The organism is Vibrio sp. GJ43-1, from assembly GCF_055808835.1.
On record NZ_CM147884.1, the window covers coordinates 1,252,681 to 1,278,539 of the forward strand.

The 25,859-nt window shown below is 45.5% G+C and carries 15 protein-coding genes and 7 pseudogenes; 15 read left to right on the forward strand and 7 right to left on the reverse strand.

What is annotated here, in order from left to right; all coding sequences use genetic code 11:
- Nucleotides 1–135: 135 nt before the first annotated feature.
- The 6 genes and pseudogenes from AC0L66_RS06080 to mnmC all read right to left on the reverse strand — a co-directional run bounded on the left by AC0L66_RS06080 (nt 136) and on the right by mnmC (nt 8,589).
- Nucleotides 136–1,045: pseudogene (locus AC0L66_RS06080) on the reverse strand (LysR family transcriptional regulator).
- A 164-nt stretch (nt 1,046–1,209) separates the two neighbouring features.
- Entirely contained in the window at nt 1,210–2,985 is a 1,776-nt protein-coding gene (locus AC0L66_RS06085; RefSeq protein WP_473568751.1) for a M28 family metallopeptidase, read from the reverse strand.
- 583 nt (nt 2,986–3,568) lie between these two features.
- On the reverse strand, nt 3,569–3,943 hold the full coding sequence (locus AC0L66_RS06090) for a diacylglycerol kinase (protein WP_279348196.1): 375 nt from the start codon (nt 3,941–3,943) through the stop codon (nt 3,569–3,571).
- A complete protein-coding gene (locus AC0L66_RS06095; RefSeq protein ID WP_265673329.1) occupies nt 3,936–5,021 on the reverse strand; it encodes a DUF4056 domain-containing protein in 1,086 nt (361 codons plus the stop codon). Before AC0L66_RS06095 ends, AC0L66_RS06090 begins: the two co-directional genes overlap by 8 nt.
- Before the next feature lie 167 nt (nt 5,022–5,188).
- On the reverse strand, nt 5,189–6,256 hold the full coding sequence (locus AC0L66_RS06100; RefSeq protein ID WP_473568752.1) for an ABC transporter substrate-binding protein: 1,068 nt from the start codon (nt 6,254–6,256) through the stop codon (nt 5,189–5,191).
- Between the two features lie 317 nt (nt 6,257–6,573).
- Nucleotides 6,574–8,589: pseudogene (mnmC, locus tag AC0L66_RS06105) on the reverse strand (bifunctional tRNA (5-methylaminomethyl-2-thiouridine)(34)-methyltransferase MnmC2/FAD-dependent 5-carboxymethylaminomethyl-2-thiouridine(34) oxidoreductase MnmC1).
- 174 nt (nt 8,590–8,763) lie between these two features.
- Between mnmC and fabB the strand changes: the two are divergent.
- From fabB to purF, 13 genes and pseudogenes are all read left to right on the forward strand, one after another.
- On the forward strand, nt 8,764–9,975 hold the full coding sequence (fabB, locus tag AC0L66_RS06110; protein ID WP_265673332.1) for a beta-ketoacyl-ACP synthase I: 1,212 nt from the start codon (nt 8,764–8,766) through the stop codon (nt 9,973–9,975).
- 370 nt (nt 9,976–10,345) lie between these two features.
- Entirely contained in the window at nt 10,346–11,479 is a 1,134-nt protein-coding gene (locus tag AC0L66_RS06115; protein ID WP_265673333.1) for a 4-phosphoerythronate dehydrogenase, read from the forward strand.
- A pseudogene (locus AC0L66_RS06120) lies at nt 11,476–12,490 on the forward strand (aspartate-semialdehyde dehydrogenase). Before AC0L66_RS06115 ends, AC0L66_RS06120 begins: the two are co-directional and overlap by 4 nt.
- Nucleotides 12,491–12,675: 185 nt before the next feature.
- Nucleotides 12,676–14,490, forward strand: coding sequence for a FimV/HubP family polar landmark protein (locus AC0L66_RS06125; RefSeq protein ID WP_473568754.1), 1,815 nt, complete (start codon nt 12,676–12,678; stop codon nt 14,488–14,490).
- Nucleotides 14,462–14,620, forward strand: coding sequence for a hypothetical protein (locus tag AC0L66_RS06130; RefSeq protein WP_473568757.1), 159 nt, complete (start codon nt 14,462–14,464; stop codon nt 14,618–14,620). Before AC0L66_RS06125 ends, AC0L66_RS06130 begins: the two co-directional genes overlap by 29 nt.
- Nucleotide 14,621: 1 nt before the next feature.
- Nucleotides 14,622–16,022, forward strand: a complete 1,401-nt coding sequence (locus AC0L66_RS06135; RefSeq protein WP_473568759.1) for a hypothetical protein — start codon at nt 14,622–14,624, stop codon at nt 16,020–16,022.
- 151 nt (nt 16,023–16,173) lie between these two features.
- A complete protein-coding gene (locus AC0L66_RS06140; protein WP_473568761.1) occupies nt 16,174–16,953 on the forward strand; it encodes a FimV C-terminal domain-containing protein in 780 nt (259 codons plus the stop codon).
- A gap of 288 nt (nt 16,954–17,241) precedes the next feature.
- Nucleotides 17,242–18,044 (forward strand): annotated as a pseudogene (gene truA / locus AC0L66_RS06145) (tRNA pseudouridine(38-40) synthase TruA).
- Nucleotides 18,045–18,197: 153 nt separating this feature from the next.
- Nucleotides 18,198–19,124, forward strand: a complete 927-nt coding sequence (gene accD / locus AC0L66_RS06150) for an acetyl-CoA carboxylase, carboxyltransferase subunit beta (RefSeq protein WP_265673337.1) — start codon at nt 18,198–18,200, stop codon at nt 19,122–19,124.
- Nucleotides 19,125–19,165: 41 nt separating this feature from the next.
- Nucleotides 19,166–20,450: pseudogene (gene folC, locus AC0L66_RS06155) on the forward strand (bifunctional tetrahydrofolate synthase/dihydrofolate synthase).
- Nucleotides 20,451–20,466: 16 nt separating this feature from the next.
- A pseudogene (locus tag AC0L66_RS06160) lies at nt 20,467–21,010 on the forward strand (SPOR domain-containing protein).
- Between the two features lie 61 nt (nt 21,011–21,071).
- Nucleotides 21,072–21,560 carry a CvpA family protein gene (locus AC0L66_RS06165; RefSeq protein WP_265673340.1) on the forward strand — a complete coding sequence of 163 codons (489 nt, stop codon included), beginning with the start codon at nt 21,072–21,074 and terminating at the stop codon, nt 21,558–21,560.
- Between the two features lie 37 nt (nt 21,561–21,597).
- Complete coding sequence (purF, locus tag AC0L66_RS06170; RefSeq protein WP_265673341.1) at nt 21,598–23,112, forward strand: amidophosphoribosyltransferase; 1,515 nt, start codon at nt 21,598–21,600, stop codon at nt 23,110–23,112.
- A gap of 86 nt (nt 23,113–23,198) precedes the next feature.
- Here the strand turns inward: purF and AC0L66_RS06175 are convergent, their stop codons facing one another.
- Entirely contained in the window at nt 23,199–24,074 is an 876-nt protein-coding gene (locus AC0L66_RS06175; protein WP_265673342.1) for a LysR family transcriptional regulator, read from the reverse strand.
- Between the two features lie 377 nt (nt 24,075–24,451).
- Here AC0L66_RS06175 and AC0L66_RS06180 point away from each other — a divergent pair.
- Both AC0L66_RS06180 and AC0L66_RS06185 read left to right on the forward strand, forming a co-directional pair.
- A pseudogene (locus AC0L66_RS06180) lies at nt 24,452–25,551 on the forward strand (response regulator).
- Between the two features lie 176 nt (nt 25,552–25,727).
- Nucleotides 25,728–25,859 (forward strand): hypothetical protein, encoded by a 132-nt coding sequence (locus AC0L66_RS06185; RefSeq protein WP_265673344.1) that lies wholly within the window; start codon nt 25,728–25,730, stop codon nt 25,857–25,859.

The following is a 25,859-nucleotide window of genomic DNA, read 5'->3' on the forward strand; positions in this document are numbered from 1 at the left end:
GATAAACGCGGTTGGAGCTAGGGACGAATACTCTATTGTTGGTCGCCTATAACGTGAGGTTATGGGCAGTGCTAATAGACAGTGGTTTAGTATTTTTACTGCGTTACTGCGTTACTGCGTTACTGCGTTACTGCGTTACTGCGTTACTGCGTCATACTGGCGAAGTTGCTGCAAAAACTGTTTTGAAGTAATCGACAGTGGGTGCAGATCACTGGTCATTAAAGAGACGGAACAATCTAGTGGTGTGTTCAATTCTGCGACATAGAGTTCAGGGCAATATTGGTATTGAGCGGCTGTCCAAGGGTCAACAATGGCAATGCCCGCGCCAAGTTTCGCAAGCTCTGCGCCAGCGCTGTAATTTCGTACGGTGATAGAAGGGGCGTGGTTTGAGTCAATGTTAGCAATGGCTTGAGATAATTTGTCTCCCAATGGATCGCGGTTGTCCAATGCGATAATTGCGATGTCTTGCTGCAGCAATAGTTCGAGCGGGATGTTAGTAGGGTGCTTATCAGTGCGGATTAATGATTGGCAAGGTAAGCGAGGCAACAGTATTTTCATGGCGGTTTTTATGAGTGATTCATGAGAAATCCCGGTAGGTGTTTTGTCGCCAAAGGCGATCGCGATATCGAGTTCATTATTCAGTAATGCATCGCACAATTCGTTCCGATTCCCTGTGGTTAAATCGATAGTACAGGCGTGTGATTGGTAGAAAGCCGCGATGATTGGGGTGAGTAAATGACTAGCAAGTACTATGTGGCGCACCAATGCGAATATGTTGGTGTCCTTGCTTTACCTTATTGGTGATCACTCGAAACTGATTGAGCTGGCGGTAGATGTTTTCAACTTCTGGCAGCAGGGTGTTTGCTTCAAGGGTAGGGACTAAGCGCCCTTTGACTCGTTCAAAAAGAGTAAAACCAAGCTGCTGCTCCGTATGAGCGAGAACTCGTGTGACATTGGGTTGTGATACATGTAGATTTTTCGCCGCACCGGAAACGGTGCCTGCTTGCATGATGGCGTAAAAGACTTCCAATTGTCGTAGGTTCACGTGTTTTCCATTTGTTTCTTCAATATGGAATCACTGTAATGGAATTTGCTTAAATTGAGAATCTTCATTGTTGCATCATGCCGTAGTGAATGGCTGCGCTGTGATCATGAAGCTTTCCCTCTAGCACGCTCGGTACTAGAGGAAAAGCATGGCTACGACGTGAGTTAGTGTTTATCTTGATCAAAATCACCGTGGAAGTGGTCATGATCAGAAACGCTATCCGCGGCTTTAAGTCTTTCGCCTATGCGTAGTGATTGCGACGCGTTTTCGCGCAACCCAAAGCTTGCTACCTGTGGTGCAGCTTGCGGTTTTTCTGGGAATAAACTCGGACTCATGGCGTAATACGTTGTCACGTAGGCAAGTGCTTGAGTATTGACATACAGCGCTTCTTGGCTGATGTTATTGAGGTCATCACACGCTTGGTGGTAACAGACATCATAAGCGACGCCAATATCGCCACCAAACTGCTCAACTTCTTCCGCCGATTTTACTTTCTCAGCGCCAGTAAATAGCCCACCAAATGCCACGCCCCAATCAGCAAAACCTGCATAATCGGAACGCTTGGAGAGGGCTTGTGGTACCGTTGCCAGCGTTTTTGAGCCAAAGAATTCGTTGAAATTTAGCTCAATATCAGAGGTGCCATAAGGTGGTTCAAAACTGCCAGTGTAAGCATTGTCTGGGCTGTCTTTGGTATCGGATAGATCACCATCCATCACACCAAGTACGTAGTTAGGCGAGCCAATCATATCGAAATTGAGGTAGAGCTTAATATCATTAATCGCATTATAACGAGCCTCAACCAAGTCGACTTGGTCAGCGGTGAGCGCTGATGGGTCGCTAAGCCCGAGCTCTGCCAGTATTTCGTTTTGTGCTTGCGTATACAGTTGAGAGAAAAGTGTGCTGGTGTAATATTCAGAGCCCACCAGCCCGGCTTCTTCTGCTGCCCACCAAGCGAATCTAACTTTATTTTTAACGGGTATGCCTAAATCAGCCAATGTGACAGCATATTCCAGTAGACCTGCAGTACCCGAGCCATTGTCGTTGATTCCCGGTCCCTCAGGCACTGAATCTAGATGAGCGCCAATCATGACAACCTGTGATTCATCCCCACCTTTGGAGTCGGCAATAATATTCTCAGTGACAACAACCTCATCTTGAACGCTGACAGACAGCGATGCACTGACCGCATTGGCTTGTGATAAATCATACCAGGATTTACCAAGATCATAGCGCGCACCAAAAGCTGGGATAGTCGCTAAACTGTCGCTTCCCAATGTGCCGTTAACCACACTTTTACGACCTTCATCATTACCTTGGTTGAATACAATGGCCGCAATGGCTCCGGCATTTTGAGCGTTAACGACTTTAGCATCAAACGAGCAGCCACCGCGTTGTATGACGGCAATTTTGCCAGCAATGGATTTGCCAGTGAAATCGGATGCTTCACAGCCGTCTGTGCTGTCGTAGTCGCTGGCGTCGAAGCGGAAGTCTGGTGTCACAAAGGCAAGGTTACTCGTCAGTAATCCGCTAGACGACCCAGAGTAAGACATGGTGGCAAAATCGGGCTCTTGCCCTGATTGAACGTCACGAACCCCAATGAGAGGCTGTGTATCAACGACAAGCTGAGTGCCCGTTAGTTCTTCCCATGCCCGGAAGTCAAAGGATTGGGTAGTGACGTCATAGCCACTGTTTTGCATGACTTCAACGATATACTCCAACGAGTTTTGATAGCCTTTCGAACCCGCTGCGCGCGTGGTTGACGCGCCATCAGAGGTGGTAGAAGCCAGCCCTTCTAGCGTGACAAGGTGCTCAACCACTTCTTCACGTTCAATCTTCTCGCTGACGTATTTGGCAACGTTTTTCGGGTTTTCCCACCAACAGCCACTGAGCATTGTTGTACTGACTATTCCAGCCAATAGCATTTTATTATGTTGTTGCATCTGTTACTCCATGTTGAATATTCCATATGGGTTATGCATTCACCGATGTGGTGCATAACGAATAATGATTATTCAATATGAATGTAAATAAAATGTAACAAAGCGCCAGTGTTAAATCGCTGGAAGACAAATCTAATTAATATTATGCAATGAGTGGCATTTTCATTAATGAGTGGATAGCAGGTCTACATTCCAACATATTAAGAGAACATGCTTATATATTATAGACTTATCAATTAAATCAGAAAACCGATTAACTTGGAAAGAGTAGGGCAAGAGTGAAAATGATCGCGAATAAAATGGCGATAAGCTTGAACAGTTTACCGAGTTGGTTTGTGCCGCCGTTGGGCGGACGATTGCAACATCCCATGAATTGACCTTAGTGGTATCGTGTTTAGATAACACTAAGGCTTGACCTATGGGGAAGGTCAAGTCTTATTAGCACCAGTTTGGGCTTACTTGCGTAAGTTAAGAGTGATTAACGTTGAGCTTGAACTTACGAACTATTAATTTGAACATACTAACGATTAATTTGAACTCACTAATTATTGTTTTGAACGTATTAGATAATGGTTTGAATGTATTAGATAAAGTAAGTCCAAAGGATGCTTGCCCAGACGAGTAATGCTAACCCGATTGCAACAAATACTGCCGCAGAGCCTAGATCTTTGGCACGCCCTGATAGTTCGTGACGCTCTAGACCGATTCTATCGACAACGGCTTCAACGGCTGAGTTCATCAGCTCAACGGTGATGACAAACAACACACTGCCAATTAATGCCGCTTTTTCTATCAGTGAAATATCCAGTAATAAAGCGACGGCGACCGCAATCACGAGACCAATGATTTCTTGTCTAAATGCTGCTTCGTGCTTCCAAGCGGCGATTAAACCAAACCAAGAGTATTTAGCGGCGAGGAGTATACGTTTGATACCTGTATTTTTTTGCATCTCAGTCATGGCTTTTGTTCAACTTCATTGATAATGCGTCATTGCGGTTATTTGAATGCTTATCGTCTTCGGCTTTCGCAATATCAGCAAGCGATTGGAAATCGTTAGCTGTCCATATTTCCTTTGACTTCAAAGCGACGGGGAGTATATCAAACGATTTGATATTGTCAGCTTTTACTAATTGAAATTCGGCGTATTTCTCAAGCTCTGCAAAGTCATTGAGTGCTAATGGTGTGCCGTTTTCTATGCCATTGGGCGTTAAAGCTAGGCTAAAGTGGTAGTCGCGAGTTGTTACGACCCACTTGTTAGGTAGGCGGTTGTTGCTGTCCCACCATATGCCATCCAATGCCTTGAGTTGCGCGATGGTTGTATCTTCGTCTTGTGCATCTAACGCTTTGAGATATTTGCGGAAATACTGTGGGAACAATAAGACGAAGTTCTTTTGAGTAATCGCAGGGTTCACCTCGATAATTTCTAGGGCAATACGCGCCCCCAACATATTGGAATAAAGATCTTCGGGGGAAAATGCCGATGCGTATTCTTTAAAGCCACCGACAGAGACTAGGCCATACCATTGGGCGACTTCGTGCCATTGCGCTAATCGAAATGCAAGCAGCGCGGCCAATTTTGCATCTTCATGCTCGGCAGCATTTAACGCATTGAGATCCGTCATTTCAATACGGCGCTCACGCAACTCAGGCGTAAGTTTAATCGACAGCGTGTCCTCCTTGCGGTTTTTGATAGCGCGATAGAGATAAAAAGCAAAATCAGCCGTGTCGCGAACATGCGCGGTATCGATGAATCCGCCTTTATTGGTAAAAATCAGACCATTGGTTTCTTCAGATGTGCCAAATAGGCTACTGACAACGTTGGAAGAGCCGTCGTTAAAGACGTGCGCCTGAATATCTTCCGGGTTCAAGACATTATTGATAGAGAAGAAGGGCACAGGGACGCTTCCTAGCTCTGCTTTTAAGCCCGTTCCAAAGGCGCAACATGGTCGAATTCCAACGGGTACGGTATCGGTTGATGCAAAACTAGGTTGTAGTGATGCAAACAGTAGACTGATGAACAAAAAAGCAACTTTCATAAAGAACCAAATGTCATGGGTGAAAAATAAAGCTAGCTAGTGTGGAGTTTACACTGACCTGCAATGTCAGGGGAATGCAAAAACTTATGGTGACGATAATGACAGTAAATAGAAATCGAATTTACCATTGTGCGCCATGATTGAATTATCTTATATAATGTAGCGTTCTATTCTTCTTTTCGTTGCAGATAAGGGTCGATGGGATTGCTGCTTAGATCGATGGCACGAAAATCAATGTTATTCCATTGCTTGTCTACTAAAACGTGGAATAAAGTCGTGTCCGGCTCAATCAAGTGGAAAAGCGTAAACTTAGTGCGCTGTGGCCAGAGCTTCCCTGTTCGGTGCTGGTGTATTTTTACCAAGGCTAGACCAACTGCGGTAAAGTGACCGCCACCAAGAACCGTGACATTGCCTTGATCCAGTTCATTAAGTACTCGAGTTGACGTGTTGATAGTGCTGATAAATGCGTCTTCTCCTATGACTTTATCGTTTTTTTTGAGCGCGCGTTGAGCGCCATAAGCCATATGATCATTTGCGGTCCAGATGTAACGAACATTCGGGTAAAGGGAAAGGATCCAATTCGTTTCGTTAAAAGCACGGCTTTCTTGCCATTCACCATAGCCATGACAGACACCGTCTAATCCCCCTACTTGTTCAATAAAGGCAAGCGCGCCAGCTTTGCGCTGTATTGAAGCAGGAGTATGGGTGTCTCCTGAGAGTAATAGTGCGTCTCCCGAGCGTTGACCTCCTTTTCTATATAGCGCCTGAGCAGTGAGGTACCCAATACGGAAGTTGTTCGGGAAAACACCAGGCAGTAATCGTTGCTGCCATTTAGCGTCTTGTTGTATGGCTACTAATTCATCGGGAGTGAGGTTGTTTAGCGTAAACAGGACATGCGATGAGCTATTACTCAGTGTTCGAAGTAACGCTGGTCCTGTTCGAGCTTCGTTGACGAGAATGACATAATCTGGGGTGTTACCCGTTGCGATTCTTTCGGATAGTCGCTGGTGGGTTAAGTCAGCATCACGCTCCCCGTGAATGATCTCCAAGTCAATGGTGAGTGCTTTTGCTGCTGCTTTTGCATAGTCATCCACGTCCCGCCAAAAGCTTTCATCGGCGTGACCCGGATTGACAAACACCACTCGTGGCGCTGAGTCTGTACTTGCTAATAACCCTGAATTAAAAAACAGGCACCATAAGAAGGTGAGTGATGTGAGTCGTTGTGTCCATTTCATCCTGCTCTCCCTGTGCTTTTAAGCAGTATGGGAAGCGTTCTAGTGCCTGTCGACTGTGAACGATGGGTATAGGCCTTCGTCTCAGTTCTAACACGTCGTCTCTTTTCTAAGAGCGTTTATACTCAAGCACGAGTCTTGTCATGATTAAGAGGCGTTAAACGATAAGGTGAAGTCTTATATATGGGGGGAGGTGGGACATTGATATAAGGAAAAGTGGTGGGGGAGGCGAAATAGACAGAAAATAGCGAGTCTCATGTTAGTGATAACGAACATAAGACTCTACTTTAACGACGATTTATCGGCCCGTACTTGATTGATTAACCAAATAGCGGGCGTGACTTCTTGATTCTTCTGATCCATGTTCGGCTAGGATGAATACCAGAAAGTAAGTCTACTGGGAGTGGGAGTGGGTCACCACAAATCTGTGAAACTAACGTTTCTGCAATGAGTGGTGCAGAGCTTAAACCACGCGAGCCCAGGCCCAACATACAAAACAAGTTACGGTGTTCCGGTACTGCAGGTATTGAGCTAGGCGATGCAGCATGCAAAGCGCGGAGTTGCTCATAGTCAGTGACCTGACCGACGAACGGTAAATGGTCGCGGCTGACACTACGTACTCCTTGTCGCGCTTGATTGGTTGAGGTGTCTACGTCGTTTACCCACGGTGTGTGAGGCAGACAGCGCTTGAGTTTTTCTTGGTTGTCGAGTTGTGCGTCGGCGTCGAACTCGTTATTGATATTGTCTTTATCGTAACTTGCACCAATGCAGTGAGTATCGGTGTTGGTGTTGCAAGGCGTGAGGTAACCGTCATAGCACAATACTGTCTTGAGCTGTGAAAGCTGCTTGGTTGTGGGGATATGACTGACTTGTCCTTTCACAGCAGATAAATGTAAGTGTTGGGTCTGGGCTAACTGAGTAAACTCATGCCCATTAGCAATGATAACAATATCAAATGTTTGCTCATTATTGTTGGCGTTATTGGTTGAACTAGAAATACGCCATTGTCCATTACTTGTCAGGTTTAACATTGGTCACTGCGGTCGAAAAGTGACAAGTAAGATGATTCTCTTGCTCTGCTTTTCGAATGAGCCCTTGAGTAAGCTGAGCGGGGCACAGCCAACCACCAAGTGGGTAGCTGACACTTGCAAAAGGTGAGTCAACACCTATCGTATTTGAGGTGTCTTGAGCGGACAACCCTTGTACTAGTGCTGCCGGAAATTGGCCATGCAGCATTTTACTAAGTTTAATGTCAGACTTTTCGTCCCACATTAATTGAGTCACGCCACACCAGTCATGATCAAAGTGGACGTCCATTGCCGCTTGTTCTGCAAACTGTCGTGCGTATAAAAAGGACGGAGCAAAGACCCTTGAAACGCCTTTATGCTCGCCATTAAGCAATGGATAAACCGCGCCCTGTCGGTTACCTGATGCCCCTTCCGCGGCTTGAGCATCTTTACAAAAGAGGGTGGACTGGATACCACGTCGAGCTAGAGAAGTGATTAAGCTTGCACTGGCAATGCCTCCCCCAATAATGGCAATACGACCGATTGAACTCGGTGCAGTGCGTTGATAAAGCGGATCAAAATTACTGTAAGACTGCTTTTGACTAATGTGGCCTGCAATCATTTCTCGCTTAGTGCCGAAACCTTTGGTTTTTGCATATCGAAACCCGCGTCGATAAGACCACGGCGCACGAATCCGGCTGCAGTAAACGTGGCGCATGTTGCATCTTGTTTGGCAAGCTTGACCATGTTGTTGAATAAGGTCTGATTCCACATTTCAGGGTTTTTGCTAGGTGCGAACCCGTCTAAAAACCAGCAATCCACAACACCTTGCTCGGGTGTGGGTACCAAAGGCATGCAATCTTTAATATCACCGAACCAGAGGTCTAAGGTAATCATGCCATTAGCCAATACTATTCGATGACATTCAGGCACAGCTATGGGATAGTGCGCTTGCAATTTTTTGGCGTACTTTTCGAGTTCAGGCCACGCTTGATGTGCTTTTTCAAGGTCGGACTTTGTTAGTGGGTACTTTTCAAAGCTAATAAAATGCAGCTCTTGCATCGCTGCATCTGGGTTTTGCTCTCGAAATTGCTCAAATTGTTGCCAAGCTGCGAGGAAGTTTAGCCCAGTGCCAAAGCCAGTCTCGGCAATGACAAAACGTCGGTTCGGTAATTCGTGCCAGCGCTGAGGAAGGCGGTTTTTCTCTAAAAAAACGTAGCGTGTTTCTTCAAGACCATTGACGTTTGAAAAGTAAACGTCGTCAAATTGGTCTGAAATAAGCGTTCCCGCTTCGTTCCAATCGAGTTGAGCGTGAGTGATAGAAGTCATAATATTGACACTTAACTTGTGTTATACCCATTGTATAGTCGTTATCACAACTACAGTTATGGGGCATCAGTTGCAGTAATTGATGTGAATTGTACGAATTTATGGGAAAGCTGACCACTTTTATCCCGTAACTTCGTTATTATTTAGCAGTTTTGAAATTTATAGGAATGTCACATGAAACGAGTCGTAATTACCGGTATGGGTATTGTTTCGAGCATCGGTAACAACGTTGAAGAAGTTTTAGCGTCTCTAAAAGCAGGCCGTTCTGGTATTAACGCCTCTGAGCAGTTTAAAGAAATGGGCCTTCGTTCTCAAGTTTGGGGCGATCTGAAAATTAAACCAGCGGAACACATTGATCGTAAAAAAATGCGTTTTATGGGTGATGCTGCAGCGTACGCTTACCTTTCAATGGAGCAGGCAATTGCCGATGCTGGATTGTCAGAAGAGCACGTTTCAAATGATCGCACTGGTATTGTTGCGGGTTCTGGCGGTGCGTCAGCACTGAACCAAACGCTAGCAGTGGATACCATTCGTGAGAAAGGCGTTAAGCGCGTAGGTCCATATATGGTTCCTCGTACTATGTCTTCAACGGTTTCAGCTTGTTTGGCGACCCCATTCAAGATTCGTGGCGTTAACTACACAATGAGCTCAGCATGTGCGACATCAGCACACTGTATCGGTCACGCGATGGAGCTGATTCAACTAGGCAAGCAAGATATCGTTTTTGCTGGTGGTGGTGAAGAGCTTGATTGGACGCAAACTATGATGTTTGACGCCATGGGTGCACTGTCAACGAAATACAACGACGATCCAACGAAAGCATCCCGTACTTATGATGCAAATCGTGATGGCTTTGTTATCTCTGGCGGCGGCGGCATGGTGGTTGTCGAAGAGTTAGAACACGCATTGGCGCGTGGCGCGACTATCTACGGTGAGATTGTTGGTTACGGTGCAACATCAGATGGCTACGATATGGTAGCACCATCAGGTGAAGGCGCAGTGCGTTGTATGAAGATGGCAATGCAAGACGTTGATAGCATCGACTACGTTAACACTCACGGTACGTCTACTCCCGTCGGTGACGTGAAAGAGCTTGGTGCTATTCAAGAAGTATTTGGTGGCAACAGCCCTGCTATTTCAGCAACTAAAGCGATGACAGGCCACGCACTGGGTGCGGCTGGTGTTCATGAGGCAATTTACTCAATGCTAATGCTTCACCATAGCTTTATTGCGCCAAGCATCAACGTCGATACGCTTGACGAAGCGGCTGAAGGTTTAGACATCGTGAAAGAAACTCGCGAGCAAGAGCTGAGCACCGTAATGTCAAATAGCTTTGGTTTTGGTGGCACAAACGCGACATTGGTTATTAAAAAATACCAAGCGTAAGCGTTTAATCTCGCGTCGTGAAACGATGCCAGGGCAACTTACTGAACTGGCATTGAACCAATGTCGCGAGAGACAATTTAGAAGTTTCCAGAGCTGACTGATGAACGTCAGTCGCAGACGCAAATTTTGATCCCTGGAGAGCGGGTCAAAATCCTTTTGTTCTGGATTATTGCCCGGCCTTTTTTAGGACGGGCATTTTTCTTTCTGGCGTACAAGAAGTTGTGGTTATGAAGAGGGCTCGCCATGGCAGGCTAGCGAGGATAACCCGGTAAAAGTAACGAGGATAAATCGGTGCTAAACCTTTCTCGACAGCTTGCCGTTTATCTTGCACAATTCAGGCATATTTAAAGAACCCATCAGGAACTAGGTAATGAAGATTATTGTAGATGAGGCGATGCCTTATGCGGTTGAGCTATTTCAACAACTTGGTGAGGTGGTTGCGATGCCGGGTCGAGAGCTAAGCGCAACTGACCTTGTTGATGTTGATGCACTGATGATTCGCTCTATCACTAAAGTAAATGCGACCTTGTTGGCGAAAGCCAATCGTTTGAAATTTGTTGGAACAGCGACGGCGGGCATGGACCATGTTGACCAAGCATTACTGAAAGAGAAAGGCATCTTCTTTACCGCTGCACCAGGGTGCAATAAAGTCGGCGTTGCTGAGTATGTGATGAGTAGCTTAATGGTGATTGGCCAACAGCAAGGCTTTTCTATCTTTGATAAAACGGTGGGCATCGTCGGCTGTGGTCAGGTGGGCAGTTACCTACAAAAATGTTTAGAAGGTATTGGTGTTAACGTTTTGATTAATGATCCTCTAAAGCAACAAGAAGGGGATAAGCGCACGTTCACTGAACTTGATACTTTGTTAGAGCAAGCCGATGTGATTACGACTCACACGCCGATTACCACTGATGGTGAGTTTCCAACGCATCACCTGATTAATGAACAGCGTTTAACGCATTTGCGCGCCGATCAAATATTGATTAACGCAGCTCGTGGTCCTGTGGTCGATAATCAGGCGTTGAAACGTCGTTTACAGAAAAATGATGGGTTTACGGCGGTACTTGATGTGTTTGAATTTGAACCTAAGGTTGATTTTGAACTGCTTCCTCTGCTAACGTTTGCGACCCCTCATATTGCAGGCTATGGTCTAGAAGGGAAAGCACGTGGAACGACGATGATTTTTAATCGCTTCTGTGAGTTTATGGAATTGGAAAATCGTGCCAATCCAGATGCATTATTACCTGTTGCGCCGATCCCTGAGATCACATTAGATCGAGAGTGGGATGAGGCGGTACTGCACAGTTTAACGCAAGTGATCTATGACGTCCGTAAGGATGACGCTGTTTTTCGTCGTGAAATTCGCACAGAAAATGGTTTTGATAGTATGCGCAAACATTATTGGGACAGACGCGAATACGGCGCTGTTCGAGTCAAAGGTCATGCCGATTGTAATTTGGCACCTTTGGCTGAGCTAGGATTTCAAATAGAGGTAAACCAATGAGCCAACAATTTAATATCGCTGTATTCGGAGCTACTGGTGCTGTAGGTGAAACTATGGTTGAGGTACTTCAAGAGCGTGAGTTTCCTATGGGCGATGTTTACCTTCTAGCGAGCGAGCGTAGTGAAGGCAAAACGTACCGAGTGAACGGTAAAACGGTACGAGTACAAAACGTTGAGGACTTTGATTGGTCTCAAGTTCACATTGCACTGTTTTCTGCTAGGTGGCGAACTGTCTGAAAAGTATGCGCCGATTGCTGCCGATGAAGGCGTGGTTGTCATCGATAACTCGTCACACTTCCGTTACGACTTTGACGTCCCTTTGGTGGTGCCAGAAGTTAACCCAGAGGCGATTGCTGAGTTCCGTAACCGCAATATTATTGCTAACCCAAACTGCTCAACTATCCAAATGCTAGTAGCGTTAAAACCGATTCACGACGCAGTAGGGATTGAGCGGATTAACGTTTCAACTTACCAGTCTGTTTCAGGTGCTGGTAAAGCGGGTATTGATGAGTTAGCTGGACAAACGGCATCATTGCTAAATGGTCGACCTGCAGAAACTAGCGCTTTTGATCAACAGATCGCGTTTAACTGTATCCCACAAATTGATCAGTTTATGGATAACGGTTACACCAAAGAAGAAATGAAAATGGTGTGGGAAACGCAAAAGATTTTCAACGATCCAAGCATTATGGTTAACGCGACCTGTGTGCGCGTACCTGTCTTTTATGGTCACGCAGAGTCGGTCAGTGTGGAAACTCGTGCACCGATTGATGCGGACGAAGTAACACGCTTGCTTGAACAGACGGATGGGATTGAAGTATTCCACGGTCAAGAAATGCCAACGCAAGTTCGCGATGCTGGTGGTAAAGATCACGTCTTAGTTGGACGTATCCGCAACGACATTAGTCACCACAGTGGTATCAATATGTGGGTTGTCGCGGACAACGTGCGCAAAGGGGCAGCAACGAACGCGGTTCAAATTGCAGAAGTACTGATTCGAGATTACTTCTAAAAACTGCGTCATTTTTAACCAAAGGCCTCTTTATGAGGCCTTTGTGCTATCTAACCGTGTGAACTTGATGCGATTATCTTGCTTGATTCGAGTTTTTTCCCATAGAACCTATAGTTTTGGAGCAAATATCCGATATAGTAAAGAGATAAGTATTGTATTTATAATCGCAGACAGCTGAGCCTTCCATGCATCATTTTATCAAGCGTCTACTAGTGGCCTTAGCACTAGTTGGAGCCACAACGTCATCATCATTTAGCGCTGACACTATTCGCCTCTCTGGTCCGAATGGTGAATTACTGGATGCACCTCAGTATTCTGAGCAGATTCGACGCCCTGTCGTAGCCTCTATAGCAGATGAGCCTTCTCGGTATTATGGTCCTACTAAACGCGCAGAGACCTTATGGTCAATTGCGTCAAAATTTAAGCCGTCAGGGGCGACCGTACAACAAACTATTTATGCGTTTTACGAACTGAATCCGGGTGTTTTTGAAGACGAAAATATTCATAAACTGATCCCGGGTAATCGGCTACGTGTTCCTTCTTCAACACAAATCAATCAAGTTGATCGTCAAGAAGCGCTATCAGTATTAGCTGCACATCAGCAGCGGTTATCAGCGAATAAGTCGGCGGTTGAGCCTAAAAGCGTGCCAAAACCTGCCACAAAGGTGACACCATCGGTAGAACAGCCAAAAGTAAAAGTACCCGTTCCACCACAACTGACGAGCAATGCTATCGATAATAAGGTTGTAGATAGCAAGGTTATAGATAAAAAAGCCATCGCAGAGTCGGTGGAGAAATCACTGACCAACAAATTACAGCAAGAGCTGACACGTTCAGAAGGCGAGCTTATTTCATTAGAGGAACGTAATCACCAGTTGCGACTCATGCTGTCCGAGGTTCAGCAGCAAGTGGACACGCTACAAGATGAAGTGAGTAATGAAGAACGCATTCGTAGTGAAGTCGAACGTCAATTACTCGATGAAAAACGCAAACAAGAAGAGATGCAGCGCCTAGCACCGACAGCCATAGATACTTGGTTATCTAACCCTTGGATTGTTGGGTTGCTTGCTATTGTCCCCGCGTTATTGGTTGGGCTACTTGTGATGCTCGTCATGAGAACACGCAAGAGCAAGACTAGTGATGGTGCATCGTCTCATGACAATAATGAACCAGGTGATGCAGCAAGCATTGCTGCTATGGGAGCGGCAGGTGCGACTGCGTTGGCGGCGGAAGGCACAGATTCGCTGCAAGACGATGACGATTTGTTCTCGGATGAGTTGTTTGGCGATTTCGAAACCGATACCGATATCGATGATGCAACCTCTAAACAGGAAAAAGAGGCGGAGAACGACATCTTTGCCGATCTTAATGAAGGGGACTTAGACTTCAACCTTGATGATGAGGATGACCCTTTTGCGAGTATCGGTGACGACGGTGAATTAGATATCGGCTTTGTTGATCTCGACGCCAGTAATAATGGCATTAGCGTTAAAGACGGTGAGAAAGCATTAGGGCTAGAGGAAATGGAGCGGGCGCTCAATGACGTTGCCGTGCCAGAATCTGATTTAGATGACCTCGATCTTAACTTGTCTGACGAGGATGAAACGGATCCTGTTTCTCAGCAAGACTTAGACGACTTATTTGCTGAAATTAACATGCAGGAACCAAGCTTAGATGAACAACTGGAATTAGATGAACCAGTAGATTCTGATGGTGGTGCGATCAACCAAGAACAGATGGATGAGCTGCTGTCCAGTGGGTTTGATCTCGATGAATCAGAAGCAGAGGCACTAGACGATATCTTTGCTGAGCAGACAGCGACAAGTGATACATCGTTACAAGATGCCTCTGATAGTGATGACAGCATCGAGGTTGGGAATGATGACATCGACGATCTTTTTGCACAATTCTCGCAGATAGATACACCGAGTGACGCATCGTTACAGGCGCAACCTCAGTCAGAAGAGCCAAGTGTCATCAGAGGATGTCGCCTTGCTTGATGAAATGCTTGAAGATGATTTTGAGCTATCGGACATGTCTGACTCCGATTTGATGCTGGAAGAGATCGTTGATAGTGAATCGTACAGCTCAAGTGCTGCAATCGAAAGAGGGAAATTCGGACGAGAATGACTTGGACGATGACATTAACCTTGATGAAAATAGTACAGACCTGCTTGATGAGCTGATGTTTGAGCATGCCTTTGATGCACCAGAAAACGATGACCATGAGTCTTTAGCATTGGACCCATTTGAGTCGGGTCAACTGTTAACCGACGACGAGCCAGAAACTCACTCTAAACTCGAAGAAGAATCAAAACTCGAAGAAGAATCTGAACTCACAGAAGAACAAGATGCGTTTGCGGATCTCTTTAGTGCTGATAATGAGAAGACAGAGACGCAAGAGCAAGCAATTAAAGATAATGAAACCGAATCACCCGCCGTTCAAGACGCTACTGACGTCGATGAGTTAGACGATATCGACGCTTTATTGGCTCAGCATGGTCGCCAAGACCTAGCAGCAGATGTTACTAGCGAGTCGAATCATGAGATAGTTGCAAGTGATGTCGACGGCATTCAGCCGCCGGAACTGGCTGAGCAAAACCAAGGCGCAGAAGAGCCAAGTAATGAGGATGTTGCTGATGTTGCCGAGATAGAGGAAGAGTTTCAAGCCGCTCTCGACAACGCAATAGAAGCGACGGCATCTTCGGAATCATTATTTGTAGATTCTGAGCTTTCCGATACAGAACGTTCAGAGTCCGAGTTAGTCGCGGCGAGTCCTCCGGTATCAACACCCGAACCGTCAGCGCATGAAGAGCTATTAGCGCATGAAGATCCATTAGCACATGAAGAGCCATTAGCGAAAGAACAAGCGAACGACATAGCGTCACCTATTATTGATGACGAGTTTGACTTTTCACCACAAATTGAAGGTGGTGTTGATGCCACTGATGATGAATTTGACGCTGAGAGAGAGCAAGCAGAGTTTAATGCGCTGGTAGAAAACGAGTTTGGTATCCCACATGATGACGACTGGAATGTAGACAGTGCGACATCAGTGGAATCAAGCGCTGTTGCCCATGAAGCTGTAGAACCAGACGTTACCGTCGAGCCTGAAATGGCTTCGCCGCTGAAGGATAGCGAATCGGCATTGAGTGATGAGACGAATGACGATGAATTTTTGGATTCAGCGTTAAGCAGTGAATACAGCGAAGCCCAAGCCTTAGCCGATTCAGAAGATGATTATCAATTTGAACGTGATGAGGTTGTGGGTGAAGATCGAGCCTTTGCGGTTGATGACACCGACCTACCGGAATACAGTGAAGAAGATGCTCTGGCTGACGTATTGGCAATGGGTGCTCTTAACGACGAATTACCAGCCAGTGAAAATCACCATAGTGACCCCGAGCGGCATGTAGAGCCTGAACTTGAGGCAGAGTCGGCGGTACTTGATGATTTAACCTTTAATTCTGAGCCTGTTAATGAAACCTTAGAAAGCCAATATACCACAAGCCGCCAAAGCGCCAACCGTTGAAGCGCCATTAACGACAGCGCCATTAACGGAAGACGGTGGCATTGATGCTGGTGAGGCACTCGACTCGGTCAAACCTGTTGAGGCGTATAGCAATGATGACATTATATTCCCGGAATATACGGAAGAAGACGCATTAGCTGACTCTACGGATTTGGAAAGTAATGAGCAATACTCTCAATCTGGGACGACGGCCCGAGATGCGTCAGAGCGCGCATTTTCAACCAATGAAGAGATGGTTGGTGAGACACTGGATCATTCTGAAATTGATGCGCTTGCTGATGCGTTTTCAATGGTCGATACGCAAGCGTTGGAACAAGAAGGCCAACTGGGCGAGTTGCTGAGTGAAGGAAAACAAGGCTTTAGCAATATTAACCCCGTGGATCAAACGACGGCAGATAGCGCAGGGCTCGATCTGGCAACCATGTTGGAAGACGATACATCGATGGATGGTGGTGAAGACTGGAATGGCTTTACCCTGACGGATGCACAAAAAAGTGCGATTGATGAATCGATTCCTGACGAAGAACAAGCCATATGGACTCAGGATGCGGGTTCACTAAAAAGTGCGAAGAACGAAGATTGGTCTTCTCAAGATCCTGTCGAAAACTTTGAAAACAGCAATGCTCAATTTATGACAATTGATGAGCTGATGGCACAGGTAAACGATGAACCGACGTCCGAGGTAGATGAGGAAGAAGCGCTGCAACTTGATGTAGGGCTTGATGAGTTCCCAGATGTGATTGGTGAGGTCACTGATGTCGATGTTGATAACGACTCCGAGGCGTCAGGAAACCTAGATTTAGCGAAAATCTACATTGAAATGAACGATTTTGATGGCGCGAAGAAGCTATTGCAAAAGGTACTCGAGGAAGGCTCAGAATCCCTAAAAGATGAGGCGCGAGGCGTGTTGGATAAAATGTCCGCCTATTAATGCGGTTTTATTCACGCAGGCCTCTAGTTATCGTCTATTAAAAGCAAGCGAGCAAAATAAAAACGGCGGAGACGCCGTTTTTTTATAGCTGTGATAACGACGTATGCATTATATGGTCGATTGGCTGTGTTTGAATATGACTAGAAAGAGGCGAGGGGGCGGTGCGAGGGTCAGTCTTTTGTTAGTATCGTGTAAGGTCTGGTCTGCGCGTCGCGGCAAATTGGTAATCTTGTCATTTGAGTATATACTTTGCCACCCAGTAGGAATGACGAACGTTCAGAGAGAAATATGAGAGTTGCATTAGGTATCGAGTATAACGGTGCCAATTACTATGGTTGGCAAAGACAGCGTGATGTGAATAGTGTGCAAGCGGAATTGGAAAAGGCGCTATCCGTTGTAGCGAATCAGCCAATTGAAGTAATGTGCGCGGGACGCACAGATGCTGGCGTTCATGGGACGGGTCAAGTGGTTCATTTTGATTCTCCGGTCACTCGTAAGCCTGCGGCATGGACAATGGGTGTGAATGCCAACCTTCCTAAAGATATTACTGTTCGTTGGGCAACAGAAGTCTCTGAATCTTTTCACGCGCGTTTTTCTGCAACGGCGCGTCGTTACCGATATGTGATCTTCAACCACGCTTTGCGACCTGGAATTTTATCGACAGGCGTTAGCCATTATCATGGTGAGCTCGATGTTGAAAAAATGCATCAAGCGGGTCAGTTTTTACTAGGCGAAAATGATTTCACTTCATTTAGAGCCGTGCATTGTCAATCAAGAAGCCCTTGGCGCAACCTCATGCACCTTAATGTGACTCGTCATGGTCCGTATGTGGTGATTGATATTAAGGCTAATGCTTTTGTCCATCATATGGTGAGAAATATTCTGGTAGCTTGATTGTGGTTGGTCGTGGGGAACAATAGGTAGAGTGGATCGAGTGGTTGCTAGCGCAAAAAGACAGAAAGCTTGCTGGCGCGACAGCGAAGGCTGAGGGGCTGTATTTGGTTGATGTTGATTACCCAGATGAGTATTCGCTCCCAAATGTGCCAATTGGTCCATTATTTTTCCCAGATGATTTGAACTCAGGCTGGTAAAACGACTCAAATGAAAGCGTTGGTTGCTTCCAGACTACAAGGTACAACCAGTTTTTTATCTACAGTGGCGCAGTTATGTGGTTTAATCCTCATGCATATTTGAATTCAATACTCTCGCTATGATAGCGGGAGTCACAAAATAAAAGGTCTTCCATGAGTTGGCTTGAAAAAATTTTAGAAAAAAGCAACATTGTTACCTCACGTAAAGCCTCTATCCCAGAGGGGATCTGGACGAAATGTACGTCTTGCGAGCAGGTGTTATATCATGCTGAACTAGAGCGTAACCTAGAAGTGTGTCCGAAATGTGACCATCACATGCGCATGCGATCTCGTCGCCGTTTGGAAACATTCCTCGATAAAGACAACCGAGTTGAGCTAGGGACTGAATTTGAACCTCAGGATAAGCTGAAGTTTAAAGATTCAAAACGCTACAAAGAGCGCATCTCAACGGCACAAAAAAATAGCGGTGAGAAAGATGCGCTTGTTGTCATGCAAGGTGAAGTTCTTGGTATCCCTGTTGTCGCGTGTGCATTTGAGTTTGCTTTCATGGGCGGTTCAATGGGGTCTGTTGTGGGCGCACGTTTTGTTGCAGCTGTTGATGCGGCTATTGAAAACAACTGCGGCCTTGTGTGTTTCTCTGCAAGTGGCGGCGCCCGTATGCAAGAAGCATTAATGTCGTTGATGCAAATGGCGAAAACCAGTGCAGCGTTAGAGCGCTTGTCTCAGAAAGGGCTTCCTTACATTTCAGTGATGACCGATCCAACAATGGGCGGCGTATCGGCAAGTCTTGCTATGCTTGGTGACATTAACATTGGTGAGCCTAAAGCATTGATTGGCTTTGCAGGTCGTCGAGTGATTGAGCAAACGGTACGTGAAGACTTACCAGAAGGCTTCCAGCGCAGTGAGTTCTTATTAGAGCACGGTGCCATTGATATGATTGTTGATCGTCGTGAAATGCGTCAACGTGTCGGTAGTATGCTGGCTAAAATGACTCGCGCGACGTCACCTTTAGTGGTTTCTGTTGAAGATTCTCCAGCAGAACCATCATATGAAGTACCAGAAGCGGACGAAAAAGGGTAAAGTACTCACTAAGTTATCATTGTTTAGATATTGACTGCTAAATGAGTGCACAATCCATTCCAAAAGCCACATCTTCACTTCAGATGTGGCTTGATTATTTACAAAGTATCCACAGTAGCGCCATTGACCTTGGTCTAGAGCGAGTTGCTGTGGTGGCAAATAAGGGCAAGTTAACCAAACCTGCTCCCACCGTTATCACCGTCGCAGGGACGAATGGTAAAGGTTCTACATGCGCACTAATGGAAGCCATCCTATTGGATGCGGGTTATTCTGTTGGTGTCTACAGCTCCCCTCATCTTATTCGCTATAACGAACGTGTTCGTATTAATGGTCATGAACTTCCGGACCAATCTCATGTGGCGGCATTTGACTACATCGAAACACTTCGTGGTGACGTTAGTCTTAGCTTCTTTGAATACGCAACGTTGGCGGCTCTTAAACAGTTTCAAGATAATAACGTTGAGGTCTTGCTACTCGAAGTAGGACTTGGTGGACGGTTAGATGCCACCAATGTGGTTGATCATGATGTATCCGTCATTACCAGCTTAGCGGTCGATCATGTTGATTGGTTAGGTGATGACATTAATGTCATAGGGTTTGAAAAAGCAGGTATTTTCCGCTCTGGTAAGCCTGCAATCTGTGGTCAGCCAAAACCACCAGCAACAGTCCCAGCTCATGCCGATGACATTGGCGCAGATTTTTACCAAACCGAGTATCCAGTTTCACTACGAAATGACATCTGAGACTACCTGGTCGTGGCAGCATGGTACTTTTTCGCTAGAAGCGCTACCTATCCCAGCACTTCCTTTGATGAACGCTAATACCGCGATTATGGCACTGGGTGCAGCAAAGCTTGATATTTCCGATGTGAATATCGTGAACGGCTTGAAGCACGCGACGTTGCCTGGACGTATGCAGATGTTACCCGGTCAGCCACTCACTATTTTGGATGTGGCACACAACCCACATTCCGCAGAATACTTGGTTGAACAACTAACAAAACGTTATCCAGAACAGACGTTTAAGGTCGTTATTGGCATGCTGCATGATAAAGATGTCGCAGAAACGATGCGTGTCTTACAGCCTTTAGCCTGTGACTGGTATCTAGCCTCGTTGGCAGGGCCGCGAGCTGCGAGCGCTCAGGAGCTGTCAGATTGTCTAGAGAGTGAGGTGGCGTCATCGTTATACGATAGCCCTGTTGCAGCGTACGATGCGGCGATTCAATCGGCAAAAGAGAATGACATTGTCTTGGTGCTGGGTTCTTTCCATACTGTAGGTGAAGTCCTTGAATACACCGAGAGCACCACTCGCGGCTGTGACCGTTAAACCATAAGGAGTAGAGATGGCGAGTAAATTCCAAAGTCGTCTGATAGGCACCATTGTTTTGGTTGCTGTCGGTGTCATTATTTTGCCCGATCTTTTAGATGGTAAAAAATTGCACTACAAAGAAGAGTTTGCCAGTATCCCACTGAAACCGGAGTTAAACTCTGACGTTGAGAGCTTTGAAATCTTAGAGCCTGAAGATGCCTCGGAGGTATTGCCAGACTCGCCAGTGACGGCGACCGTGGGCGAGGCGCTGGAAGAAAAGACGCAATCAGATGTGGTAGATGTCGCAATACAAGAGGTGCCAGAGCGAAATGACTATGCAGATAGCGCATGGATTATTCAGCTTATGGCGCTTAAGAATGCGGAAAATGCACGTGGACTGGTCGCGGATTTACAAAAACGTGGTTATCAAGCACATGTGAAGCAAGAGTCGAACTTTACTCGCGTAATCATCGGTCCCGATGTTTCGAAAAGTAAACTAGAGACGCAATTGGTTGAATTAGAGAAAATTATCGAGTTCAAGAGGTCAATTGCTCAAATTTAAACCACTAAATCCATAAGAAAACGTTTGCGTCGCGTTTTTTTCTGTTAAAATGCGCGCCAACTTGAGATGAATAATTAATGAATTGGTTAGATTTTGTCATTTTGGGTGTGATTGGGCTGTCAGCTTTAATCAGCTTAGTTCGCGGATTCGCTAAAGAAGCGATGTCGTTGGTAATATGGTTTGGTGCATTTTTTATCGCCAGTCAGTACTACGCTAAACTAGCGGTGTACTTTTCTAATATTGAAGACGAGATGTTTCGTAATGGCGCCGCAATCGCTGCTCTATTTGTCGCAACACTGATTGTTGGGGCATTGATCAATTATGTTCTAGGGCAGTTGGTTCAAAAAACGGGATTGTCAGGTACAGATCGAGTATTGGGTGTGGTGTTTGGTGCACTACGAGGTGTGCTAATCGTGTCAGCGGTGCTGTTTTTTGTGGATACCTTTACCACATTAAATAGCAGCGAATGGTGGGAAAACTCACAACTCATGCCGCACTTTAAGCTGGTGATTCAACCGTTTTTTGAACATATCGAAGCAACTTCTAGTTTCCTGTCTGGCGCATAATTGCGCCAGCTAAATGTCGCAAATCGAGGATTAGGACATGTGTGGTATTGTTGGAATCGTTGGCTCTACGCCTGTGAATCAGTCTATCTATGACGCTTTGACCGTTTTACAGCATCGTGGCCAAGATGCCGCTGGTATTGTTACCATAGAAAGCAATCGTTTTCGTCTGCGTAAGGCGAATGGTCTCGTTAAAGATGTTTTTGAAGCGAAACACATGCAACGCCTTCAAGGCTGTGTGGGAATTGGTCACGTGCGTTACCCAACTGCAGGTAGTTCAAGTGCATCAGAGGCTCAGCCTTTCTACGTAAACTCACCGTTTGGTATTACGTTGGCTCACAACGGCAACTTAACCAATGCGAATGAAGTGCGTGAAAAGTTGTTCGAGAAAGACCGCCGTCATGTCAACACGACTTCTGATTCTGAAGTGTTACTTAACGTACTTGCGCATGAGATTGATACCGTTAAAGGTAACGTGACCTCAGACGACGTATTCCGCGCAGTGACCAACGTGCACCGTGCTATTAAGGGTGCGTACGCGGTAGCAGCGATGATTATTGGTCACGGTATGATTGCGTTCCGTGACCCACATGGCATTCGTCCTTTATGTTTAGGTAAGCGTGAAGTGAATGGCAAAACAGAATACATGGTGGCATCAGAATCAGTTGCGTTAGACGCTGTTGGCTTTGACTTCATCCGTGATGTGGCACCTGGTGAAGGCATTTATGCCACATTCGATGGTGAACTGCACACGCGTCAATGTGCTGATCATCCTGCCCTGAACCCATGTATTTTTGAATTTGTTTACTTTGCTCGACCAGACTCGTTTATCGATAAAATTTCGGTTTACAGTGCTCGTGTAGAAATGGGCAAAAAATTGGGTGAGCGTATCCAACAAGAGTACAGCGATCTCGATATTGATGTTGTTATTCCTATCCCTGAAACCTCTTGTGATATTGCGTTGCAAATAGCACAAGCGATTGATAAGCCTTACCGCCAAGGGTTTGTTAAGAACCGTTATGTTGGACGTACGTTTATTATGCCGGGCCAACAACAGCGTAAGAAGTCTGTGCGTCGTAAACTTAATGCGATTCGCTCTGAATTTAAAGGCAAGAATGTACTACTTGTTGATGATTCAATTGTACGTGGTACTACGTCAGAGCAGATTATTGAGATGGCTCGTGATTCAGGTGCAAACAAGGTTTATATGGTATCGGCGGCTCCGGAAGTACGCTTCCCGAACGTCTACGGTATTGATATGCCAAGTGCTAACGAACTTATTGCACACGGCCGTGACAATGATTCTATTTGTCAACAGATTGGTGCAGATGCGCTTATCTTCCAAACGCTGCCGGATCTGATTGAAGCGGTAGGCATGGGTAATCCGGATATCAGCTGTTTCGATACGTCGGTTTTCAATGGTGAGTATGTGACAGGAGATATTGATCAAGAGTATCTTGATTTCCTTGACTCACTACGTAACGATGATTCGAAAGTGCAACGAGAAATTCAGCAAGATCTTGCTAATCTAGAACTGCATAACGAAGGCGCGTAATACTGCTCGCATTTCTACGGAAGTAAAAAAACCAGAGTGATATTTCACTCTGGTTTTTTTATCACTAATGATCTTGGATTAAGTCACTAGTGAATCGAGTAATCGATAACGAAATCGATAAACAGTCGGACTTTTTCCGGTAGATGATCTTTATGATTGTAGAGCATGTAAATGTCGCGTGGGTTAGCACTCCAATCGGGAAGAATACGTACCAACTCACCATTGTCGATGTACTCTTTTACCATTACATCCGGCATCAGAGTAATGCCTAGCCCCGCAGAACATGCTCGTCTTACCACATTGAGGCTGTTAGCTTCGAAGCGCGCCTTGGTATTGTTAATCACCGATTCGCCGCTGTTGTTTTTAAGCTGCCACTTGATCAGTGGTGCGCCTTTGAGAAGTCGATGCGCGGTGAGTTCTTCCGCATGAGAAGGCTCGCCATTTTGTGCAAGATAGCCTGGTGTTGCAATCAATACATCTTTAACCGTACTGATTTTTCGAGCAATGAGGCTCGAATCTCGTTGTGGGCCAACACGGAAAATGACGTCCCACTCAGTTGGGTCAAGTTGGTCTGCATGATTACTGGTGGTTAACTCCAAACTAATATCAGGAAACTGCGCCATGAAATCATTAAACATTGGCATGATCATGCGTTTAGTCAGATTTGAAGGTGAGGATATTTTTAGTTTGCCTGACGCGCCTTTGCATTCGTCAGCAATTTCTTCAGATGTCGCCGTGAGTCTATGAAGCAATGGTGAACATTCGTTATAAAAACGTTCTCCCGCCTCTGTTAAAGACAATTTTCGAGCGTGGCGATTTAATAAACGCAGATTAAGAGAGTCTTCAAGCGCTTGAATTCGTCGCGTTATCGTTGCAACGGGAATCATGGTTTTGCGTGAAGTTGCAGTATAACTCCCATTTTCAACAACAAGTCGGAATAGGTTTAGATCGTCGAGTTTCATATGGTCAACTATTTGTATTGATTCGTTTTATTATGGCTTAGCCCGATAGGCTCAACTCGCAGGCAGCATGACTGTAGACACTAAATTAGTGGAAACAATGGCTGAGAATAGCTCAATATCAATAAGTTAGTTTAAAATATTAACAAGTTGGTTAAATCTCAGACACCCACATATTGTATTAGATCTTGAAGCAAAGGGGTACATTTGTATAAAAGACTATTTGTGCCTACAGTTAATATACTCAAGAGCCGCTGGCTTGGGAGTAGATTACTCAATTAAGTGCATTATTGTAGCGTTTCCTTGCGACACGAAGTTTGATGCAAACCAATAAAAACGATAACGAAACGCGCAATGAAAAATTTGTGAGGCGTAATTTTATGTCTAAAACTGACAGTCAAGTTGCTGAGGTCTTAAGCGCATCGGTCGAGTCACCCTAAGATTATGGTGGTTGATGACGACCCGATATTTCGTACAGTGACAAAAAATTATTTGGAAGCGATAGGGTATCGTGTTTGTGAGGCGCAAGATGGGTTAGAAGCCTTGAAACTTCTCGATTCTGCGCAGCCTGATTTAGTGCTGTGCGATTTATCTATGCCGTTGCTTACAGGGATGGAGTTTGCCGAAGAGGTAAGAATGGAATATCCATCTTTACCTGTCATCGTGATATCCGCAACGGGAGATATGGGCGATGTGGCTAAGGCGCTACGCTTTGGGGTAAAAGATTTTCTGACAAAACCACTTGCGGATTACCGCTACCTTAATGAAGCAATAGACAAGGTATTAGAAGACAGTGCCGATGTTGGTAACCAAAGTGATTTTGTTAGCCGTTGGTTCCGGCTCGAAGAGAATGACAATTCTCAAGACGAGCAAGAGTTGCATTGGCACTTGAAATTTTTGCAAGAAAACCCCAATGCAGCACGTGAGCTATTGACCGCATTATTACCAGAAAAAGATTGCTCGCTGGGGGCGTGGCACAGTAGCTATCGAATGCTTCAATCGACAACAAATTTGCCACTGGTCTTTGACTTTTCATGGTTAATGAGCGGACAACTTGCGTTTTATCTGGTTGATGCCTCATCCAGTGAAGAAGGAGGGATTGCCAGTACGTTATTGGTTAGAGCATTATTTGATGACTATATTCGCCGAGTTCAGCATAACAGTGTTGATCTTAAAGACTTAGCGACCAACATGGAGAAAGGCCTAGAATGCTCAATGGGTGCTTATCCTGTCGATGCGCTTTTGGGTGTGATTGATTTGTCAGATCGAACGTTGTCGATATTACTCGGCAGGCTTGGATTGCCGTTGGCAAAATGGTGACGCCCACTACCATATTGCAGGTGGTCAAAAATTGGGTGAAAACTGTATTCGCAATTTTATGACCAAAGATCTTCCGGTTCATGAGTCGAGTAAGCTATCTATGAGCCAGGTAGGGGCGTCGAGCTTTAGCTGGGATATTCGTTTATCTCAGAGGGAGTGAGTGTAATAACCATACAGTTACTCTGTTTTTGATGGATTGTAATTAATATATAGTGCGGATGTTAATGAAATGGGAGGTTGGCACTTCTGTTTTATTAACTAGCCAATGTGTAAAGACGAACGATAACGTCGGCACGGCTCACTATCATTAAAAGCCATCAAATTAAGAGCAAAGTTATGTCTAACACTGAATTCAAAGAACCTTACAATATTTTCTATTTCCTAGGCTTTATTGCCGTATTGCTTATTCCAACTCTTCCGGCTACTCTGACGTTATTTCGTATCATGAATGGGTATGCAACGTTTTGA

Bases quoted from the DNA above. Each gene is read 5' to 3' on its own strand.
- AC0L66_RS06085 (WP_473568751.1), bottom strand. From the start codon at position 2,985: ATGCAACAACATAATAAAATGCTATTGGCTGGAATAGTCAGTACAACA.
- AC0L66_RS06090 (WP_279348196.1), bottom strand. From the start codon at position 3,943: ATGACTGAGATGCAAAAAAATACAGGTATCAAACGTATACTCCTCGCC.
- AC0L66_RS06095 (WP_265673329.1), bottom strand. From the start codon at position 5,021: ATGAAAGTTGCTTTTTTGTTCATCAGTCTACTGTTTGCATCACTACAA.
- AC0L66_RS06100 (WP_473568752.1), bottom strand. From the start codon at position 6,256: ATGAAATGGACACAACGACTCACATCACTCACCTTCTTATGGTGCCTG.
- fabB (WP_265673332.1), top strand. From the start codon at position 8,764: ATGAAACGAGTCGTAATTACCGGTATGGGTATTGTTTCGAGCATCGGT.
- AC0L66_RS06115 (WP_265673333.1), top strand. From the start codon at position 10,346: ATGAAGATTATTGTAGATGAGGCGATGCCTTATGCGGTTGAGCTATTT.
- AC0L66_RS06125 (WP_473568754.1), top strand. From the start codon at position 12,676: ATGCATCATTTTATCAAGCGTCTACTAGTGGCCTTAGCACTAGTTGGA.
- accD (WP_265673337.1), top strand. From the start codon at position 18,198: ATGAGTTGGCTTGAAAAAATTTTAGAAAAAAGCAACATTGTTACCTCA.
- AC0L66_RS06165 (WP_265673340.1), top strand. From the start codon at position 21,072: ATGAATTGGTTAGATTTTGTCATTTTGGGTGTGATTGGGCTGTCAGCT.
- purF (WP_265673341.1), top strand. From the start codon at position 21,598: ATGTGTGGTATTGTTGGAATCGTTGGCTCTACGCCTGTGAATCAGTCT.
- AC0L66_RS06175 (WP_265673342.1), bottom strand. From the start codon at position 24,074: ATGAAACTCGACGATCTAAACCTATTCCGACTTGTTGTTGAAAATGGG.
- AC0L66_RS06185 (WP_265673344.1), top strand. From the start codon at position 25,728: ATGTCTAACACTGAATTCAAAGAACCTTACAATATTTTCTATTTCCTA.